Origin of the sequence: Nonomuraea solani, assembly GCF_900108335.1 — a bacterium.
Lineage (GTDB): Bacteria > Actinomycetota > Actinomycetes > Streptosporangiales > Streptosporangiaceae > Nonomuraea > Nonomuraea solani.
On the sequence record NZ_FNVT01000027.1, the window covers coordinates 64,519 to 79,659 of the forward strand.

The window sequence follows — 15,141 nt, forward strand, 5'->3', positions numbered from 1 at the left end:
GAGTCCAGGTTCACCCTTCGAGCGCGCTCTAAGTCAAATCGGGTGCCGCCTCCCGTACCCACCCTGAGGGGGCAGGCCCTACCCAGGGTCACGTCCGCGCAGGTCATCGGTCATCCCTAGGGGATCACCAGACCAAGGTATTAGGGGATCCTTCAGGGCCGGTTCGGGAGCATCTCCGATACTGGTCAAGGCCGCATTCCTCGACCTTTGACTCATGAAGGGATTGCTTGTCGGCGGGTTCGCGGCCATCGGCACCGGAAGCGGTGCCATGCTCACTTTGCACGCCGGGTCGGATCTCGACCCGTTGCACAGCGTGATCAGCGAGTACGTCTGGCAGTCGGCCGGTTGGCTGCTGCCGGCCTCGCTGACGCTCTTCGCCGTCGGCTCGGCACTGATCGCCGAGGCGCTGCGCCGGGCCGGGATGAGCCGGTGGGTCGTCGCGCTGCTGGTGGCGTGGGGGGCGAGCATGTTCCTCATCGGGGCGTTCCCCACCGACCGGCCGGGCGTGCCGCTGTCGTTGTCGGGCGGCATCCACCGCTATGCGGCCTTCGCCGCCTTCCTGATGATGCCCGCGGCGGGCATGCTGCTGGCCAAGGCCAAGATCCGGTACGCCAAGGCGGTGCGCATCCTCAGCGCGATCGCGCTGGGCGCGCTGGTGCTGGTCGTGATCCCGTACGTAGTGCGGATGTTCGGCATCCCGATGACCAACGACGACATCCCCGCCGGGCTGACCCAGCGGGCCGTGGTCGTCACCGAGCTGGGCGTGCTGGCCCTGGCCGGACTGTCGATGCTCAAGCCGTCGGCCCGGCGCGGCGTCTCGCCCGCCCTGGCCGCCTGACGATCATCAGGCGTGAAAGCCGCCTCGCTGGAAAGAGGTAGGGCCCCTACCTCTTTGGAGTGGCCGAGATGACGATTCTGATCGCGTACGACGGTTCCGACGACGCCAAGGCCGCCATCGCCTTCGCGGGCGAGATGTTCCGCGGGGCCTCCGTGGTCGTGCTGACGGTGTGGGAACGGCTGGCGGTGACCTCGGCGCGAGCCTCCGCCGGGCTCATGGTGACGCTCGACCAGTCCGGTCTGGAGGACGAGGCGATCGAGAAGGCGATGAGCGAGCTGGCAGGCCGGGGGGCGGAACTGGCCCGGCAGGCCGGGCTGGACGCCACGCCCCGGTGCGAGGCGGACGCCGTGGCCGTGTGGTCGACGATCGTGGACGTGGCCGACGAAATGGACGCCACCCTGATCGTGACCGGCACCAGGGGACTCGGCGGGGTGCGGTCGCTGCTGCTCGGCAGCACCTCCGACCGGGTGCTGCACCACGCGAGCCGGCCCGTCCTGGTGGTCCCCGGCCCGCGGAAATGAGGCGTACGATGAGATCATGACGACACGCCTGGAGATGATGGCCCCCTAGGGGGCTCCTTCGGCGACGTCTTGTTGAGGCCCTGCTAGCCGGGGCCTCTCGTCATGCCGGGGCCCCTTGGAGGCACCCGATGTACATCACGACGACCATCCCCTACGTCAACGCCCGGCCGCATCTCGGCCACGCCCTGGAGCTCGTCCAGGCCGATGTGCTGGCCCGGCACCACCGGCGGCGGGGCGAGCCCGTACGGTTCCAGACGGGGACCGACGACAACTCGCTGAAGAACGTGCTGGCCGCCGAGGCCGAGGGCGTCCCGGTGCGCGACCTGGTGGACAGGAACGCGGCCGCGTTCGAGGGGCTGCGGCAGACGCTGGACCTGTCGTTCGACTCCTTCATCAGGACGAGCTCCCACCCGGGGCACCGCGCCGGGGTGGAGCGGATCTGGCGGGCCACCGCGCACGACCTCTACCAGCGGCACTACGAGGGGCTCTACTGCGTGGGCTGTGAGCAGTTCTATCCCGAAGGGCCCTGTCCCGACGGGCACGAGGCGCCGCTGCAGCTCGTCTCCGAACAGAACTGGTTCTTCCGCCTCTCCCGCTACCAGGACGCCCTCCTCGACCTCATCAGGAGCGGGCGGCTCACAATCGAGCCCGCGGCGCGGCGCAACGAGGTGCTGGCCTTCATCGAGGCCGGGCTGGACGACCTCAGCGTCTCCCGGTCGGCCGCCCGCGCCAGAGGGTGGGGCATCCCGGTGCCGGGCGACCCCGGCCAGGTGGTCTACGTGTGGTGGGACGCGCTGGCCAACTACGTGACCGCGCTCGAAGGCGACGACTACGACCGCTGGTGGGTGCGCGAGCCGGGCAAGGTGCACCTGATGGGCAAGGGCGTGATCCGCTTCCACGCGGTCTACTGGCCGGCGATGCTGCTGTCGGCGGGCAAGCCGCCGCCCTCGGCGATCTTCGTACACGACTACCTGACCGCAAACGGCCGCAAGATCAGCAAGTCGTCGGGGAACGCCGCCGATCCGGTGGCTCTCGTGGACGCGTACGGGGTGGACGCCGTGCGCTGGTGGTTGCTGCGCGAGGTGCCGCGCGTGGGCGACGCCGACTTCACCGAGGCCAGGCTGATCGCCAGGGCCGACGAGGACCTCGCCAACGGCCTGGGCAACCTGGTCAACCGGGTGGTCACCATGGTGCACCGCTTCCTGGACGGCCACGTGCCGCCGGCGGGCGAGCCGCTCGCCGAGGTGTCGCCGCACGAGGCGCTGATGGCGTTCGACTTCAGGCGGGCGGCCCTGGCCGTCTGGGAGATCGTCGAGCGGGCCAACAAGTACGTCGAGCGCACCCGGCCGTGGCAGCAGGACCGCGCCGGGCAGGAGGCGTCGCTGGGCACGCTGGTGCACGCCTGCCGGGAGCTGGCCGTACAACTGGAGCCCTTCCTGCCGACGGCGGCGGCGCGCGTGGCCGCGGCGGTGGCCGGCGAGCGGCTGCCCCGGCCCGAGCCGCTTTTCCGGAGACTGGCCGGTTGACGGGGCTCGATGTGAAAGCCTAGGTTGACGCAACAGACCGGCCGGTATGGAGGCACGCATGCCCACCGTCGAGACGCTTCGCGGTCCCGTGGACGTGGCCGAGCTCGGGCAGACGCTGATGCACGAGCACATCTTCGTCGTGACCGCCGAACACCTGGACAACTACGGCCGGGGCGCCTGGTGGGACGAGGAGTTCCGGGTGGCGGACGCGGTCACCAAGCTCAACGCGGTGGCCGCCAAGGGCGTGCGGACGATCGTCGACCCGACGGTGTGGGGGCTGGGCCGCTACATCCCGCGCATCCAGCGCGTGGCCGAGCAGGTGCCCGGCCTCAACGTCGTCGTCGCGACCGGCATCTACTCCTTCGAGGAGTTGCCGCACGCGTACGCCTTCCGCGGCCCCGGCCTGTTCCTGGACGGCCCCGACCCGCTGATCGACGACTTCGTCCGCGACCTCACCACGGGCATCGCCGACACCGGGGTGAAGGCGGCCTTCCTCAAGTGCGTGGTGGAGGAGAAGGGGCTGACGCCCGGCGTCGAGCGCATCTGCCGGGCCGTCGCGACGGCGCACGTGCGTACGGGCGCGCCGATCACCGTGCACACGAACTCCTTCGCGCGGACCGGGCCGATCGCGCTCGACCTGTTCGCGAAGGAGGGCGTCAACCTGGAGAAGGTGGTCGTCGGGCACGCGGGCGACAGCAACGACCTCGACTACCTCATGCGCCTGGCCGACACCGGCGCGACGCTCGGAATGGACCGATTCGGCCTCGACATCTACAACCCGACCGCGCAGCGCGTCGCCACCGTCGCGGCGCTCTGCCAGCGGGGATACGCGGACCGGATGGTGCTCAGCCACGACACCGCCTGCTTCATGGACTATTTCGGCGGAGCCTGGGACGACGCCCGCCCCACGCTCGCGCCGAACTGGCGCTACGATCACATTCACGACGACGTCTTGGCCGCACTCCTGGACTCGGGTGTGACCGATGACCAGATTGAGCAGATGCTGGTGTTCAACCCGAAGCGCTACTTCTCGTAGAGTGGTCGGATCGGTAGAGCTACGCGGGTAGGTGGAGCTGGGTGACTTCGGAGCAGGCCTTGTCGATCAGCCTCGGGCTCCAGGGACCCTGTGTCATCGCGCGGCTGACGGGGGACTTCGACTTCGGCTCCGCGGCCGAGGTTCGCGATCGCGTCACCAAGGCCCTCGATCTCACCCAGCCCCCGCTGCTCGTCATCGACATGCAGGCCGTCAGCGTCTGTGATTCCTCCGGTCTTTCCGTGCTGGTCTATCTGCACAAGGCCGTCACCGCCTCCGGCGGCCGGCTGCTGTTGTCCGGGCTCAACGGCAGGTGCAAGCACCTGTTCGCGATCACCGCGCTCGACAAGTTCTTCGACATCCGCAGTACGGCGGAGCTGGCCATCGCGGAACTGAACGAACCGGGGAATTCGCCGCCGTTTACCGGGTAGGGCCCGTTCATGTCGGCCGAAGAGCCCGATCTGCTCGGCACGTACCTGGAGCAGATCGGAAAGACTCCCTTACTCTCCGCCGCGGACGAGGTGACCCTCGCCCGGCGGATCGAGGCAGGCCTGTTCGCGGGCCATCTGATCGAGCGTGGTGAGGGCACGCCAGAGCTGGAACTCGTCGTCATCGACGGGCAGCGCGCCAAGGACCTGCTCATCAGGTCCAACCTCCGGCTGGTGGTCTCGGCCGCCAGGCGCTACTCCTTCCGGGGGCTGCCGCTGCTCGACGTCATCCAGGAGGGGAACCTGGGACTCATCAGGGCGGTGGAGAAGTTCGACTACACGCGCGGGTACAAGTTCTCGACGTACGGCATGTGGTGGATCAGGCAGGCCATCGAGCGCGGCATCCATGACAAGAGCCGCACCGTACGGCTGCCGATCCACGTGGCGGAGGAGCTGTCGCGGCTGATCAGGGTGGCCAGGCAGTTGTCCGCCGAGCTCGGTCACGAGCCGACGGACGCGGAGCTGGCGGAGGCGGCCGAGCGGTCGCTGGGGCAGGTCGCGGTGTTACGCCGGCTCGGCCAGGACATGGTCAGCCTCGATGTCCCGGTCGGGGAGACCGGCGAGGGCCGGATGGGCGACATGATCGCCGACGAGGACGGGGTCGAGGTCCAGGAGCTCACCGAGCGCCGGGCGCTGAGCGCCGAGCTGCGTCAGGTGGTCAGGACGCTGCCGCCCCGGGAGGCGTTCGTGATCAGGCGCAGGTACGGCCTCACCGGGGAGGAGGCTCAGACGTACACCGAAATAGCGGCTCATCTGGGGCTCACCAGGGAGCGCATCCGGCAACTGGAGAAGCAGGCGCTGAGACGGCTCAGGCAAGGGGGGCCGTTGCTGGCGTGGGCATCCTAAAATCTACATAAAGGAATAACCGTTTCATATCGGATCTTCGCCGGTGAGCGATGATCTTCGTGGTTCCTGGTAGTAGTCGGGACGGTACGCGCCGCTGCCAGTGGGGGAAGCGGCGTTTTTCTCCAGGGAGCATGATGATCAAGCGATTTGCCGGGATGGTCTTAGTGGCGGCTGCCGCGAGCTCGCTCATGGCGGCACCGGCCGCCGCGGCGACCACGGAGACCGTCTCGGCCCAGGCCCAGCTGATCCGATCGAAGATCTACTTCGGCCGTTGCCGGGACACCTGCCAGATCAAGGTCCGGATCACCAACATCTCGCGCCGGAACCTCTACAACGTGAAGCTCAACGTCCGGCTGAAGGTGAGCGGCAGGAAGGCCGGCACCTGCTACGACTACGTGGGGCGGATCGGGGCGCGTAAGGTCCGCTGGGCCTCCTGCACCGTGCGGACGAGGTCTCTGTCCGAGATGTACAACGCCGCCCTGGACGGGTACGCCAGCTTCCGGCCTTACGCCAGCACGTACGTGTCCTACCGGTACTACCGCTGAGCATGGAGAAGGGGCCGGCCAAGCGGCTCGGCCCCTAAGGCTCAACGCGGCTCACGCGGTGACGAGGAGCGCTACCCCGATCAGCACTACGACCGGGACGACCCACATCACGGCCTCGACAGCGAACTCCTTGTACATCGCGCAGATCTCCTTCAGGTGAGGGCAACGTCATTGCGCATGATAGCCGCCCGTAGCGCCTGCCAGGTCCTCGACCTCAGGCCGTGACGGCGCCGTCGGAGGCCGAGCCGACCGTGGCCACGTACTTGGTCAGCACCCCCCGCTCGACCTCCCGCGCGGGCCGCCGCCACGCGGCCCGGCGCTCGGCCAGCTCGGCGGCGGGCACGACCAGGTCGACCGTGCCGGCCGCGCTGTCGATCACGATCGTGTCGCCGTCGCGCACCAGCGCGATCGGCCCGCCGTGGTACGCCTCCGGCGCCACGTGCCCCATGACCAGCCCGTGCGAGACCCCGCTGAACCGCCCGTCGGTCACCAGCGCCACCGAGCTCCCGAGCCCCCGGCCGACGAGCGGGCCCGTGATCGAGAGCATCTCGCGCATGCCGGGACCGCCCGCCGGCCCCTCGTAGCGGACCACGATGACGTCGCCGGCCACGATCAGGCCCTCCTGGATGGCGACATAGCAGTCGGCCTCGGAGTCGAACACCCGGGCCGGGCCCTCGTGCCGGAAATCTTCCTTGCCGCCCAGCTTGAGCACGCACCCGTCGGGGGCGAGCGAGCCGCGCAGGATGGCCAGCGCGCCGCGCCGCTTGAACGGCTCCGCCGCGCTCGCCACGACCCCCTGGCCGGGCGTCTCCCGGGCGTCCGCGGCGACGTCGGCGAGCGTGCGGCCGTCCACCAGCGTCACGTTCTCGCGCAGCAGCCCCGCCTCCAGCAGGCGGCGCACCACCAGCGAGGTGCCGCCGGCCCGCCACAGGTCGAGAGCCGTGCTGTCGCCGCCGCTGGGCTTGAGCCCGGTGATGATCGGCACCTGCCGGCAGACCTCGCCGATGCGGTCGATCTCCAGCGGCAGCCCCGCCTCGCGGGCGATGGCCAGCAGGTGCAGCACCGCGTTGGTGGAGCCGCCCATGGCCGCCACCGAGACGATCGCGTTGTGCAGGGCGTCCTCGGTGACCACGCGGGAAGGCCGCGCGTCGCGGGCGAGCGCCTCCATGGCGACCTGCCCGACCCGGCGGGCCGCCGCGTTCTTCTCCTCGGCCACCGCCGGGATGTCGCCCACCCCGAACGGGGCCAGGCCCAGGAAGTCGGCGACGGTGCCCATGGTGTTGGCGGTGTATTGGGCGGCGCAGGTGCCGGCGCCCGGGCAGGCGTGCCTGGCCAGGTCGTCCAGCTCGGCCTGGTCCAGCCGGCCGACCTCGCGCTCGCCGAGCGCCTCCCACATGTCCTGGATGGTCACGTCGCGCCCGCGCCAGCGGCCGGGCATCATGCTGCCGCTGTACAGGACGACCGAGGGCACGTCCAGCCGGGCCAGCGCCATGATCGCGGCTGGCACGGTCTTGTCGCAGCCGACGATGGCCACCAGCGCGTCGAACCCGTGCGCGCGGCCCATCAGCTCGATCGAGTCGGCGATGACCTCGCGGCTGATCAGTGAGGCGCGCATGCCGGGCGTGTGCATGGTGAGGTTGTCGGAGACCGCGATGGTGTTGAACTCCATCGGCAGGCCGCCCGCCTCCCGCACCCCCTCGGCCACGTGGGCGGCCAGCTCGCGGTGGGTCAGGTTGCACGGCATGGTGCCGGTCCACGTGGTCGCGATGCCGACCACGGGGCGGCGCATGTCCTCGTCGGTCATGCCCATGGCGTACAGGTGGGAGCGGGCCGGTGCGCGGTCGGGATCGTCGGCGATGCTCAAGAGGTCCTCCGAGGTGCGGGTGGTGGCACCTCAATGATCCAGCGTGCGCTCTCCGTGACGGCCCCCGCCCCCCTCACTGCTCGCGCAGCCCCCATGGTGAGTCGTACGCGACCAGCAGATCCAGGAACGGCTGGGGCTCGAACGCCTCGGGCCCCAGCACGCCCGTGCCCTTCCAGGCGCCCTCCGCCAGCAGCTCCAGGGCGATCACCGGGTTGACCGCGGTCTGCCACACGACGGCCTGGGAGCCGTACTCGCGCATCGACCACTGGTTGTCCACCACGTGATACAGGTACACCTCGCGCGGCCGCCCGTCCTTGACGCCCTTGACCCAGGTGCCGGCGCAGGTCTTGCCGCGCATGCGGTCGCCGAGCTCGGCCGGGTCGGGCAGCACGGCGGCGACCACGTCCCGCGGGGACACCTGGGCGGTGCCGCGGTCGGTCCTGACGGCGACGGGCTCGGTGCGGTCCACGCCGAGCGCGTGCAGGGTCTTGAGGGTGCCGATGAACTCCTCGCCAAGGCCGTACTTGAACGTCACCCGCTGGGCCGGGATCCACCGGGGCACCAGCACGACCTCCTCGTGCTCGACGTTCACGCACTCCACGGGGCCGATCCCGTCGGGGAAGTCGAAGATCTCGGGCTCGCTGAAGGGCTCGGTGGTGTACCAGCCGCGGTCCTTCTCGTAGATGACCGGCGGGTTGAGGCACTCCTCGATGGTGGTCCAGATGGAGAACGACGGGGCGAACTCGTAGCCCTCGACGGTCAGGTTGCCGCCGTCCCTGATGCCGATCTCCTCGATCTCGTCGAAGAGCTCGTCGGCGGCGTAGCGGGCGAAGACGTCGGCCAGGCCGGGCTCGACGCCCATGCCGACCAGCGCCAGCCGGCCCTTCGCGGACCACTCCCGCGCGCGGGCGAACTGCTCGTCGCCCAGCTTGATCCCGACCTCCTCGTACGGCCGGTCGGGGTGCGGCTTCGACATCGACATCGCCATGTCGAGGTAGTCGGCCTCGCCCGCCAGCGCCGCCTCGAACAGCGGCAGCACGAAACGCGGGTCGGTGGCGTTGAGCAGGACGTCGCAGCGGTGCTCGGTCAGCAGGGCGGTGACGGCGGCCGAGTCGGCGGCGTCGATCTTGACCGGGGTGAACCTGTCCGCGTGCTCGCCGAGCGCGGCGACGGCCGCCTTGGCGCGGGGGAGGTCGTAGTCGGCGACGACCATGTGGTCGAAGAACGGGCGGCGGGCGGCGATTCGGGTGATGGCGGTTCCCACGCCGCCGGCTCCCACAAGAAGGATACGCATGACGATAAAGCCCCTTTTAACGCTGTTTGGGGGGTGTGTCGTTCATCCAACGTCAGTAGTCTCATCAACGTCAATGGCGTTGGCATAAGGAGCGCACCATGGCCAAGCGCGTCGTACCGGAGGCCGGCCGTCGCCGGCGGCGGCCCACCAAACAGGGGCAGGTGCTCACCCACCGGCTCATCGTGGAGACCGCGCTGCGGATGTTGCGCGAACATGGCGCGGCCGGGCTGACCGCCCGCCGCCTCGGCCTCGCCCTCGGGGCCGACGCCAGCACCGTCTACCGGTACTTCCGGGGCATGGACGACCTGATCCTGGCGATCGCGGACGAACTGTTCGGGCACGCGATGGCGGACTGGCGCTCCACCGGCGACTGGCGCGCCGACCTGCGCGACCTCGGCCTGCGCATCCACCACGCCTACCAGGCCCACCCGCAGGCCGCCGTGCTCACCGCCAGCCGCGTCACCGGGCGGCCGAACGAGGTGGCCAGCGACGAGACCATTCTCGGCGTCCTGCGCGGGGCCGGGTTTCCGGACGCGGACGCCGTACGGATCTATCACGCGTTCATCGACCAGAGCCTGGCCTTCGCCATCCTCGACGCCGCCACGCTGGCCCTGCCCAGGGCGGCCAGGGAGGCCGATGAGGAGGTGTGGCGGGACACGTACGCGCGGCTGCCCCGCGACACCCACCCCCACATCGCCGCCACCGCGCCGCTGCTGGTCGCCCGGATGAACGACAGCGCCTACCCGACGGCCCTCGACATGCTCCTGTCCAGCGCGTCGGCCCAGCTCAAGCGACCTGCGCCGGGGGAGTGACATGGCGATCGCTTCAGGTGACAACCTGCTCGACGTCCGGGCGCATCCACGTCGAGCCCGCCGCCGCCGAGCTGCCGCGCGGCCCTCGCCCGCTTCCCGACGCCGGGCGCATCGGGATGGCCGGCCACCGCGGTCCCCGAGCCACTCTTCGCGCACCCCTTCGGCCTTGGCCATCTCCGGCCTCCACTCTCGCCCCGACCCTCGGCCCCACGCCTACCCGTAACTTCCGGTCACCTTCGGTCGCCCCGACCACCCGCACCCGCCCGCAACCTCCGGTCACCTGTGGTCGGCCCGGTCACTCCGCAAGTTCCGGTCGCCTTCGGTCGTTCCGGCCACCTCCGACCCCTCCGAGTCGCTAAAGGTCGTGGGGTTCGCTGGGGGTGGGCAGGTCGTTCGAGGTTGCTCTGGCGATGCGTTTGGCGAGGCCGGCCAGGGAGTCGTCGGCCATCAGGGCGGGTAGCCGGGGAGCGTCCTCATCGATCCGCCGCAACACCGCGGCCTGGTCTCCGTTGTAGCGGGTCCAGGCACGGAGCACCTCGGGCATCGCCTCGATCGCGTCCTCCGACAGGATCGCCTCCCGGGGCAGCCATGAGGTCAGGAACTGAGAGACCCTTCCCGGACTCCACCACAGCGGCCGATCCCCGACGAACTCGGCCAGCTTCTCGAACGCCTCTCGCGCCCCCGCCACCTCGGGCAGGTCGCGGAAGCGGGCCACGGTGTCGTCGGACGCACCGCGTACCAGGCCGGGCACGGCGCGGGCCCGGTCGATGGCCAGCGGGCGGACGGCGGGAAGGGTGTCGGCGACGACCGCCCCCATGATCCGCTCACCAAGCTCGAACGCGTCCAGAATCCGGCCCGCCACCACCCCTGGCGCCTCTTCCCGCAGGCCGAGGCCCTCCAGGAACTTCGCCTCCTCGACCAGCGCGTCGACCGCCAGCCCGCCGTTGGGCTGATCGATGCCGACGACCAGGATGTGAGGCTCCTTGCCGTTCTCGTATCGGAAGGCCAGGACCGCCAGCACCTGCTCGCCAAAGGGGTCGGCCTTCCCATACCACCCACCCTCGGCCACGACCCGCCCCATCCGCCGCGCCCACCCCGGCTCAACACCGGCCCCGGCCCGGACCGCACTCGCCTCAGCCCGCTCGGCCTCGTCGTCGGCCGGGCGCGCGTCCGACTCGGGCTGATGACCTTCGTTGGCTGGGTCCTCAGTCGGCCGGCCCTCGTCGGTGGAGTGCGCGCTCGGCTCGGGCCGGCGTACGACCGCCAGGGCCGTGAGGGTCAGGCGGGCCTCCAGGCTCCCGTCCTCGGCCAGCCGCATCAGGAACGGCTGCATCTCGCCGGTGGACTCCAGGTCGGCGGCGAGGCGGGCGGCCCAGAGCTCCGTTCGCAGAGGGGAGCGCCATCTGAGCAGGTCGCGGGCCTGGGCGATCACTGTGTCGAACGCTGTCGTGCTCACCCTCAAACCGTATCGATCGTCACGACCTTCCGCGGCCCGGGAGCCGGCGCTGGGCCGGTTGAGGGCCTTGTGGGCGGCCTGGGGCGAGGCGGTTGGTGGTCCGCTCTCGGTCTCAGGCCGCCCACAACATGTGAGCCTGGTCAGCGGTTGTCGCCGGTCAGGCCCGCCTTTCTGAGGGCTTCGGCCATGGCGCCCGACGGGGCCGGACGGTCCTGGCGGCGCTGGCCGCCGCGTCCGTCGCCGCGCCCGCGCTGGCCACCGTCGCCGCCATTGCCGCCGTTGCCGCGCTGGCCGTCGCCGCGCCCGCCCTGGCCACGACCGCCGCCGTCCCCGCGACCGCCGTCCCCACGAGCGCCCTGCCCGCGACCGCCCTCTCCACGACCGCCCTGGCCGCGACCACCGTCGCCGCGAGCGCCGCCGCTGCCGTCACCTCGGGCGCCGCGCGCGCCGTCTCCGCGACCGCCGCCGTCACGGCCGCCGTCCCCACGACCGCCGCCGTCGGCGCGGCCGGAGGTGCGGCGGGGGCCGTTGCCGGAGGTGTCGGTGGTGACCTCGTCTTCCAGGCGCAGGGTCAGCGAGATGCGCTTGCGGGGGATGTCCACGTCGAGGACCTTGACGCGCACGATGTCGCCCGGCTTGACCACGTCGCGCGGGTCCTTGACGTAGTTGTGCGACATCGCGGAGACGTGCACCAGCCCGTCCTGGTGCACGCCGACGTCCACGAACGCGCCGAACGCCGCCACGTTGGTGACCACGCCCTCCAGGATCATGCCCGACGACAGGTCGGAGAGCTTCTCGACGCCCTCCTTGAAGGTGGCGGTCTTGAAGGCCGGGCGCGGGTCGCGGCCGGGCTTCTCCAGCTCGCGCAGGATGTCGGTGACCGTCGGCAGGCCGAACGTCTCGTCCGTGAACTCCTGCGGCTTGATCGAGCGCAGCGCCGCCGTGTTGCCGATCAGCGTCTTGAGGTCCGACTTGACCGAGCCGAGGATGCGCCGCACGACCGGGTAGGCCTCCGGGTGCACGCTGGACACGTCGAGCGGGTCGTCGCCGTCGGGGATGCGCAGGAAGCCCGCGCACTGCTCGAACGCCTTCGGGCCCAGCCGGGGCACGCTCTTGAGCGCCGTACGGGTCCTGAAGGGGCCGTTGGAGTCGCGGTGGCGCACGATGCTCTCGGCCAGCGTGGAGCCGATGCCCGACACGCGCGTGAGCAGGGGCGCCGACGCCGTGTTGACGTCGACCCCGACGGCGTTGACACAGTCTTCGACGACCGCGTCGAGCGAGCGGGACAGCTTCGACTCGGCCAGGTCGTGCTGGTATTGCCCGACCCCGATGGACTTGGGGTCGATCTTGACGAGCTCGGCCAGCGGGTCCTGGAGGCGGCGGGCGATGGAGACCGCGCCGCGCAGCGACACGTCGAGCTCGGGCAGCTCCTGCGACGCGTACGCCGACGCGGAGTAGACCGACGCCCCGGCCTCCGAGACCACGATCTTGGTCACCGACGGCATGTGCTTGACCAGCTCACCGGCCAGCTTGTCGGTCTCGCGGGAGGCCGTGCCGTTGCCGATGGCGATCAGCTCGACGCCGTGCTTCTGCGCGAGCGCGCCCAGGACGGCCAGTGACTGGTCCCACTGCCGCTTGGGCTCGTGGGGGTAGATGGTCGAGGTCTCGACGACCTTGCCGGTGGCGTCGACCACGGCCACCTTGACGCCGGTGCGCAGGCCCGGGTCGAGACCCATCGTCGCCCGGGTGCCGGCGGGGGCCGCGAGCAGCAGGTCGCGCAGGTTGGCCGCGAAGACGCGGACCGCTTCTTCCTCAGCCGCCTGCCACAGCCGCATGCGCAGGTCGATGCCCAGGTGCACCAGGATGCGGGTGCGCCACGCCCAGCGCACGGTCTCGCCCAGCCATTTGTCGGCCGGGCGGCCCTGGTCGGAGACGCCGAACCGGGAGGCGATGCGGAACTCGTAGTCGGGGCTGTCGTCGGGCTCCAGGGTGACGGAGAGGACCTCCTCCTTCTCGCCCCTGAACATCGCCAGGATCCGGTGCGAGGGCAGCTTCGTGAACGGCTCGCCGAACTCGAAGTAGTCGGAGAACTTGGCCCCCGCCTCCTCCTTGCCCTCCCGGACCTTGGACACGAGCCGCCCACGACCCCAGAACTGCTCGCGCAGGCCGCCGATCAGGTCGGCGTCCTCGGCGAACCGCTCGATCAGGATCGCCCTGGCCCCTTCGAGCGCCGCGCCCGCGTCGGCCACGCCCTCGGTGACGAAGCCCTCGGCGGTCGCCGCCGGGTCGAGCGAGGGGTCGGCGAGGAGCTGGTCGGCCAGCGGCTCCAGGCCCAGCTCGCGGGCGATCTGCGCCTTCGTGCGCCGCTTGGGCTTGTAGGGCAGGTAGATGTCTTCGAGCCTGGCCTTGGTCTCGGCCGCCATGATCTGCTCGCGCAGCTCGTCGTCGAGCTTGCCCTGGGACTCGATGGACTCCAGGATCGCCGTCCTGCGCTCCTCGAGCTCGCGCAGGTAGCGCAGCCGCTCCTCGAGCGTGCGCAGTTGCGCGTCGTCGAGGGCGCCGGTGGCCTCTTTGCGGTATCGCGCGATGAACGGCACGGTCGCGCCGCCGTCGAGCAGGTCGACGGCCGCCTGCACCTGCCCGTCGCGTACGCCGAGCTCTGCGGCGATCCGCTGATCAATAGAGAGCACTTGCCTGCCTTTCGATGGTCCCGCCGGTCAATTGTGCAGGACTACGCCGTTCTTCATGACCAGAGTGCGCGCAGGGTGAACGACCACCGCCTCCGCCGGGCCCGAGGCGGGCACCACGACGAGGTCGGCACGATCACCCTGGCCGAGGCCGTATTCGGTCAGCCCCAGCGCCCGCGCGCCGCCGTGCGTGGCGGCCTCCAGCGCCAGCTCGATGTCCTCATCCCTGCGGAACGTGCTGCGGTAGGCGAGATGCATCGCCCGCTCCAGCATGTCGCCGCTGCCGTAGGGGCCCCACAGGTCGCGGATGCCGTCGTGCCCGCAGGCCACGGTGACGCCCGCGGCGCGCAGCCTCCTGACCGGAGGCACGGGGAAGCTGTAGACGGCCGCCGTCACCACCGCGACGCCCGCCTCGGCGAACCCCTCGATCAGGCGGCCCTGATAGGCGTCGTCGAGCTGGCCCAGCGCGTAGGCGTGGCTGACCGCCACCCTGCCGCCCAGCCCGAGCACCTTCGTGCGCTCGGTGATCAGCTCCAGCTCCCACCCGCCGAGCGAACCCCCGTCGTGCAGGTGCAGGTCGAGATGGGCGCCGTAGCGCTCGGCCAGGCCGAAGACCAGGTCGAGGTGGCGCACCGGGTCGCGGTCGATGCCGGCCGGGTCGAGCCCGCCCACCGCCTCGACGCCGCTCTTCAGCGCCGCTTCGAGCAGCTCGGCCGTGCCCGGGTTGACGAGCACGCCGTGCTGGGGGAAGGCGACCTGGCGCACGTCGATGGGGGAGCCCGCCGCGGCCTCGCGCACGGCCTCCACGCCGCGCAGCCCGACCAAGGGGTCGATGTCGGTATGGGTGCGGACATGGGTGGTTCCCGCCGCGCTCATCGACGCCAGCAGCGCGCCGATCCGCGCCACGCTCGGCACGCCCAGCTCGGCACGGCGCCCCAGATCGTTGCCGATGCGGCCGGCGAGCGTGTCGTCGGCCGAGTGGGGCTCCCACGGCCCGCCGTAGAGGGTCTTGTCGAGATGACAGTGCGCCTCGACGAGACCGGGCAGAACAAGCTGCCCGGAGACGTCGATCACGTGAGCGCCGGGCGCGTCGATCCCGGGGGCCACCCGGTCGATCCGCCCGTCGCGAACCAAGATGTCCTCGGAGGAGGGCGTGCCGGGTCGCCAGAGGTGGCCGCCCCGCAGCAGCACGTCGGTCATGCCCAGCACCCTAAAGGGCGTGACCGACGAT

The 15,141-nt window shown here is 70.9% G+C and carries 13 protein-coding genes; 8 read left to right on the forward strand and 5 right to left on the reverse strand.

Annotation, left to right across the window (positions count from 1 at the left end):
* Nucleotides 1-214 precede the first annotated feature (214 nt).
* From C4V41_RS52320 to C4V41_RS52350, 7 genes are all read left to right on the forward strand, one after another.
* Nucleotides 215-838 carry a DUF998 domain-containing protein gene (locus C4V41_RS52320; RefSeq protein ID WP_103963559.1) on the forward strand — a complete coding sequence of 208 codons (624 nt, stop codon included), beginning with the start codon at nt 215-217 and terminating at the stop codon, nt 836-838.
* A gap of 68 nt (nt 839-906) precedes the next feature.
* Entirely contained in the window at nt 907-1,359 is a 453-nt protein-coding gene (locus tag C4V41_RS52325) for a universal stress protein (protein ID WP_103963608.1), read from the forward strand.
* A 128-nt stretch (nt 1,360-1,487) separates the two neighbouring features.
* Nucleotides 1,488-2,885 carry a methionine--tRNA ligase gene (gene metG / locus C4V41_RS52330; protein ID WP_103963560.1) on the forward strand — a complete coding sequence of 466 codons (1,398 nt, stop codon included), beginning with the start codon at nt 1,488-1,490 and terminating at the stop codon, nt 2,883-2,885.
* A gap of 58 nt (nt 2,886-2,943) precedes the next feature.
* Nucleotides 2,944-3,921 (forward strand): phosphotriesterase family protein, encoded by a 978-nt coding sequence (locus C4V41_RS52335; protein ID WP_103963561.1) that lies wholly within the window; start codon nt 2,944-2,946, stop codon nt 3,919-3,921.
* Between the two features lie 41 nt (nt 3,922-3,962).
* On the forward strand, nt 3,963-4,349 hold the full coding sequence (locus C4V41_RS52340) for an STAS domain-containing protein (RefSeq protein WP_103963562.1): 387 nt from the start codon (nt 3,963-3,965) through the stop codon (nt 4,347-4,349).
* 9 nt (nt 4,350-4,358) lie between these two features.
* Entirely contained in the window at nt 4,359-5,252 is an 894-nt protein-coding gene (locus tag C4V41_RS52345) for a sigma-70 family RNA polymerase sigma factor (RefSeq protein ID WP_103963563.1), read from the forward strand.
* A 164-nt stretch (nt 5,253-5,416) separates the two neighbouring features.
* A complete protein-coding gene (locus tag C4V41_RS52350) occupies nt 5,417-5,797 on the forward strand; it encodes a hypothetical protein (RefSeq protein WP_146104141.1) in 381 nt (126 codons plus the stop codon).
* A 214-nt stretch (nt 5,798-6,011) separates the two neighbouring features.
* On the opposite strand, the gene ilvD is transcribed toward C4V41_RS52350, so the two are convergent.
* Nucleotides 6,012-7,661, reverse strand: coding sequence for a dihydroxy-acid dehydratase (gene ilvD, locus C4V41_RS52355; RefSeq protein WP_103963565.1), 1,650 nt, complete (start codon nt 7,659-7,661; stop codon nt 6,012-6,014).
* A gap of 73 nt (nt 7,662-7,734) precedes the next feature.
* On the reverse strand, nt 7,735-8,955 hold the full coding sequence (locus C4V41_RS52360) for a saccharopine dehydrogenase family protein (RefSeq protein ID WP_103963566.1): 1,221 nt from the start codon (nt 8,953-8,955) through the stop codon (nt 7,735-7,737).
* A 98-nt stretch (nt 8,956-9,053) separates the two neighbouring features.
* Between C4V41_RS52360 and C4V41_RS52365 the strand changes: the two genes are divergently transcribed.
* Complete coding sequence (locus tag C4V41_RS52365; protein ID WP_103963567.1) at nt 9,054-9,767, forward strand: TetR/AcrR family transcriptional regulator; 714 nt, start codon at nt 9,054-9,056, stop codon at nt 9,765-9,767.
* Nucleotides 9,768-10,122: 355 nt separating this feature from the next.
* Here the strand turns inward: C4V41_RS52365 and C4V41_RS52370 are convergent, their stop codons facing one another.
* The 3 genes from C4V41_RS52370 to C4V41_RS52380 all read right to left on the reverse strand — a co-directional run bounded on the left by C4V41_RS52370 (nt 10,123) and on the right by C4V41_RS52380 (nt 15,110).
* A complete protein-coding gene (locus C4V41_RS52370) occupies nt 10,123-11,223 on the reverse strand; it encodes a hypothetical protein (RefSeq protein ID WP_146104142.1) in 1,101 nt (366 codons plus the stop codon).
* Between the two features lie 140 nt (nt 11,224-11,363).
* The gene (locus tag C4V41_RS52375; protein ID WP_103963569.1) at nt 11,364-13,913 is read right to left on the reverse strand and encodes a Tex family protein; all 2,550 of its coding nucleotides are present in this window, start codon (nt 13,911-13,913) and stop codon (nt 11,364-11,366) included.
* 27 nt (nt 13,914-13,940) lie between these two features.
* Nucleotides 13,941-15,110 (reverse strand): amidohydrolase, encoded by a 1,170-nt coding sequence (locus C4V41_RS52380; RefSeq protein ID WP_103963609.1) that lies wholly within the window; start codon nt 15,108-15,110, stop codon nt 13,941-13,943.
* Between the last annotated feature and the right edge of the window lie 31 nt (nt 15,111-15,141).

Bases quoted from the DNA above. Each gene is read 5' to 3' on its own strand.
- C4V41_RS52320 (WP_103963559.1), top strand. From the start codon at position 215: ATGAAGGGATTGCTTGTCGGCGGGTTCGCGGCCATCGGCACCGGAAGC.
- C4V41_RS52325 (WP_103963608.1), top strand. From the start codon at position 907: ATGACGATTCTGATCGCGTACGACGGTTCCGACGACGCCAAGGCCGCC.
- metG (WP_103963560.1), top strand. From the start codon at position 1,488: ATGTACATCACGACGACCATCCCCTACGTCAACGCCCGGCCGCATCTC.
- C4V41_RS52335 (WP_103963561.1), top strand. From the start codon at position 2,944: ATGCCCACCGTCGAGACGCTTCGCGGTCCCGTGGACGTGGCCGAGCTC.
- C4V41_RS52345 (WP_103963563.1), top strand. From the start codon at position 4,359: ATGTCGGCCGAAGAGCCCGATCTGCTCGGCACGTACCTGGAGCAGATC.
- C4V41_RS52360 (WP_103963566.1), bottom strand. From the start codon at position 8,955: ATGCGTATCCTTCTTGTGGGAGCCGGCGGCGTGGGAACCGCCATCACC.
- C4V41_RS52365 (WP_103963567.1), top strand. From the start codon at position 9,054: ATGGCCAAGCGCGTCGTACCGGAGGCCGGCCGTCGCCGGCGGCGGCCC.
- C4V41_RS52380 (WP_103963609.1), bottom strand. From the start codon at position 15,110: ATGACCGACGTGCTGCTGCGGGGCGGCCACCTCTGGCGACCCGGCACG.